We start from the raw sequence: 3,374 nt of genomic DNA, 5'->3' as shown, positions 1-3,374 counted from the left end.
GGGCGGGGTCCCACCCCCCGTGGATTCCTTCTTGTCGGAGTCCTTGCAGGCGGCGAGGGAGAGGCTGAGGCAGAGGAGGGCAGTCGTCAGGTTTCGGGTCCGCATGGCGCGCGGACCTTAGCCCATTTCCAATGGATTCCAGGGGCTTGCGGGGGTGGGCAGAGACGACTGTCTGGTACTGGGGGTGGAAAATGGCACTGCCTGCGAGTCCGGACGCAACATTTCACGGCAAATGCGGATGATCGGGATAGAGCTTCGAAAAGCGTTACCTGATTTCCTGGAGCACACCCCATGGCGCCTCCCATTCGCCGTAACCCGCCCCATCCTCCCGTGCCGCCGCCGCAGCTGCGCCCGCAGCCGCCCGTCGCGCGTCCGGCGCCGCCGCCTCCGCCGCCTCCCGCCGCGCGGCAGGAGGACCGGTTCGAGGCCGCGAACAACGTCGTGGGGCAGGTCGCCAATGGCGTGAAGTCGGTCGCCGACGGCGTGGCCGCCACCCAGGTGCGCGACGCCAACGGCCCGCGCCGCATCGGCCCCTTCTCGCTGGGCAGCTCGGGCTCCACCGTGGAGGGTGCCAACACCCGCGCCGCGCGCGTGGCGGGGGGCGCCGGCCTCGCGGCCAGCGTGGCGCAGCTCCCCGGGGCGGGCTACCTGGCGGCCCGCGACGTGCGTGACGCCTTCCGCAACCCGTCCGGTGAGAGCATCAACAAGGCGGCCGGCTCCGTGGCGAGCCTGGCCTCCACCGGCCTGAACGTGGTGAAGGGTGGCCTGGAAGTCGCTGGCAACGTCAGCAACTACCGCGCGGCCACCAACGCGGCCCGCACGGCCTTCAACGCGGCGGCCCCCGAGGCCCTGCGCGGTGGCGCTGGCGCCAACCGCGTCGCCACCACGGCGGCCAACGCCGCCCTGGACGGTGGCTCGCGTCAGGTGGTGCGTCAGGCGGCCGCCGCGGTCGCCGAAGAGGGCGGCGAGCGCGCCGCGCGGCTGGCGGGCAACGCGGCGCGGACGGCGCTGCGCAACGGTGGCACGCAGGTCGCCCGCGCCGCGGGCCGCTTCGCGCCGGGCCTCAACGTCGCCATCGCCGTGGCGGACACGGCCGCCGCCGTGAGCACCATCCGGGACCCGAACGCCTCCACGGGCAAGAAGATCACCTCCGGCATCACGGCGCTGGGCTCCATCGCCGCCGCCACCAACATCCCGGTGGTGAGCCAGGCCGGCGCGGTGGTCTCCACCGTGTCCAGCTTCATCGGCTCCTTCTTCTAGGAAGCAGCGCGTCGTCAGTCCCAACGCTCCGGGGGGGCTTCGGTCCTCCCGGAGCGTTGTGCTATCCGAAGGGCACGGAGCCAGAGACCATGACGACCCACGATGATTCGCAGGGCGGTCGCAAGAATGCCCGTTCGCTGGCCGAGCTCCACGCGCTCGGCATCATGAAGAGGATGCCGGCGTCGCTGCAGCTCGACCCCACCGAGCCCGTGCAGATGCCCTCGGTGGAGGCGCCCTCGCTGGAGGGACTGTCGGTGGCTCGGGTCCTGCCCGCGCCGTTGACGGAGCAGGACCTGGTGGAGCGCTTCGACGCGCTCCGGCGCCAGCACGCCGACGTCCGAGAGCGTGCGCCGGGCGAGGACGTGGCGGCCGAGGACGACGTCCGGCTGGACGTGCTCGGCTTCGCCAATGACCGGCTGATGCCGTTCTCCGCCCGCGAGGACTGGTGGGTGCGCGTGGCGCCGGACCCGGTGCTGCCCGGCTTCTTCGAGGCGCTGGAGGGCGTGAAGGTCGGCCATTCGCTGGGCATCGAGCTGACGCTGCCGGACACCTACCCCGTGGAGTCCCTGCGAGGGCAGCCCGCGCGCTTCCTCGTGGAGGTGCAGGCGGCGCGGGAGCTGACGCTCCTGGAGGACGACGCGCCGGAGTTGCTGGCGCGGCTGGGCATGGGCTCCATCACCGACGTCATGCGCAAGCTGGGGGATGCGTTGGCCCAGGAGCGCGCGGACGAGAGCGCGCGGCTCACCCAGGAGCGCGTCATGGACCTGCTGGTGGAGCGCACGCCGGTGGAGCTGCCCTCGGCCCTGGTGGATGAGGAGGTGCGCCGCCGCTGGGCGGAGGTGGAGCGGCCCCTGCTCCAGCGCAAGGACTTCCAGCCGGACGAGCTGCAGGAGGCGCTGGAGGGGTGGCTGAAGGATCCGCTCACCCGTGCGGACGCGGCGTACCGGTTGACGCTGAGCCTGGTCCTGCGCGCCATCGCGGCGCGGGATGGCCTCCAGCCGGACCGGGCGGCCACGGAGGCCATGCTGGAGGACCTCGCGGGCTTCACCGGCGTCCCCCGCCCGGAGATGGGGCAGGCGGTGAAGGAGGACCCCGCGCTGGCGAGCCGCCTGTACGAGCTGGCGCTGCGCTTCGCCGTCATCGAGCACGTGATGAAGCAGGTGACGCTGACGCCCGCCACGGCGTGAGGCTCAGCGCGCCTCCAGCGCCAGGGCGACCATCACCTCGGTGAGGTCGCCCGGGTGGTAGCGGACAAACCCCGGCAGGCCGCGCAGCGCCGCCTCCGCGTGGTCCATGTCGTGCAGCCGCACCACGCCCGCGCCGGGCACCTCCGCGTCCACCGCCGTCACCATGCCGTCCGCCTGGTACCCGTAGCGCTCGTGCAGGTAGCGCTGGAGCGGGTACAGCGTGGAGGTGCGCGACAGCCGCGAGGTGGCCAGCGACACGGTGGGGATGTCCGTGGGGTAGGGGTGCTGCTGGATGAAGGCCTGCCGCTGGGGATAGGACAGCTCCTCCACGGAGCGGGACACGCCGTGGAACAGCAGCGGGAAGGCGAAGTCGATGAGCCGCCGCAGCCGGGGCGTGGTGGCCAGGTCATGCGCGATGGAGGAGCCGCCATACGGCGCCTGCAGCGTCACCACCGCGCGCACCACGTGACGCAGCTCCGGGTAGAGCGCCAGCGTGGCGGTGCACTCCACGCCGCCCTTGCTGTGGCCCACCATCACCACGCTGCGGCCGAAGTACTCCGCGTCGCGCAGCACCTCGCGCAGCACCGCCACGTTGTCCGCGAGCAGCCCTTCGGTGTCCACCGCCGCCTCGCGCACGCTCAGTCCCCGGCGCTCCAGCCGCTGCACGTTGTCCAGCAGGTAGCCGGGCAGCTCGTCTCCCAGCATGCCGCGCACCAGCACGTACTGGTGGCGTCGGGCCTCTTCCGGCAGCACCGGCAGCCCCTGTCGGACGCGCGCGAGCAGCGCATGGAAGCGGGGCGTGAGGTCCTCGGGGGGGAGGGGCTGCGCCGCCCGCTTCAGCCAGCCGGCCATGCCCGCGCAGCCGGGGCCCCACCAGCGCTCGGCGGGAGGCAGTCCGCGCAGCGTGCGAGCGAGCCGGGTGATCGC

General features: G+C 72.9%; 3 protein-coding genes. 2 read left to right on the top strand and 1 reads right to left on the bottom strand.

The window, feature by feature from the left end:
* Positions 1-291: 291 nt before the first annotated feature.
* Together G4D87_RS35705 and G4D87_RS35700 are read left to right on the top strand one after the other, a co-directional pair.
* Entirely contained in the window at positions 292-1,260 is a 969-nt protein-coding gene (locus G4D87_RS35705; RefSeq protein ID WP_163787226.1) for a hypothetical protein, read from the top strand.
* Positions 1,261-1,349: 89 nt separating this feature from the next.
* Complete coding sequence (locus G4D87_RS35700) at positions 1,350-2,447, top strand: trigger factor (RefSeq protein WP_163787224.1); 1,098 nt, start codon at positions 1,350-1,352, stop codon at positions 2,445-2,447.
* Between the two features lie 3 nt (positions 2,448-2,450).
* On the opposite strand, the gene G4D87_RS35695 is transcribed toward G4D87_RS35700, so the two are convergent.
* Positions 2,451-3,374, bottom strand: a 924-nt coding sequence (locus G4D87_RS35695) for a lipase (RefSeq protein WP_163787222.1), incomplete at its 5' end; no start/stop codon positions are given.

It is taken from the genome of Myxococcus vastator (assembly GCF_010894475.1).
In the GTDB taxonomy this organism is placed as follows: domain Bacteria; phylum Myxococcota; class Myxococcia; order Myxococcales; family Myxococcaceae; genus Myxococcus; species Myxococcus vastator.
This window is presented reverse-complemented; position numbering and strand designations above follow the sequence as displayed.

Bases quoted from the DNA above. Each gene is read 5' to 3' on its own strand.
- G4D87_RS35705 (WP_163787226.1), top strand. From the start codon at position 292: ATGGCGCCTCCCATTCGCCGTAACCCGCCCCATCCTCCCGTGCCGCCG.
- G4D87_RS35700 (WP_163787224.1), top strand. From the start codon at position 1,350: ATGACGACCCACGATGATTCGCAGGGCGGTCGCAAGAATGCCCGTTCG.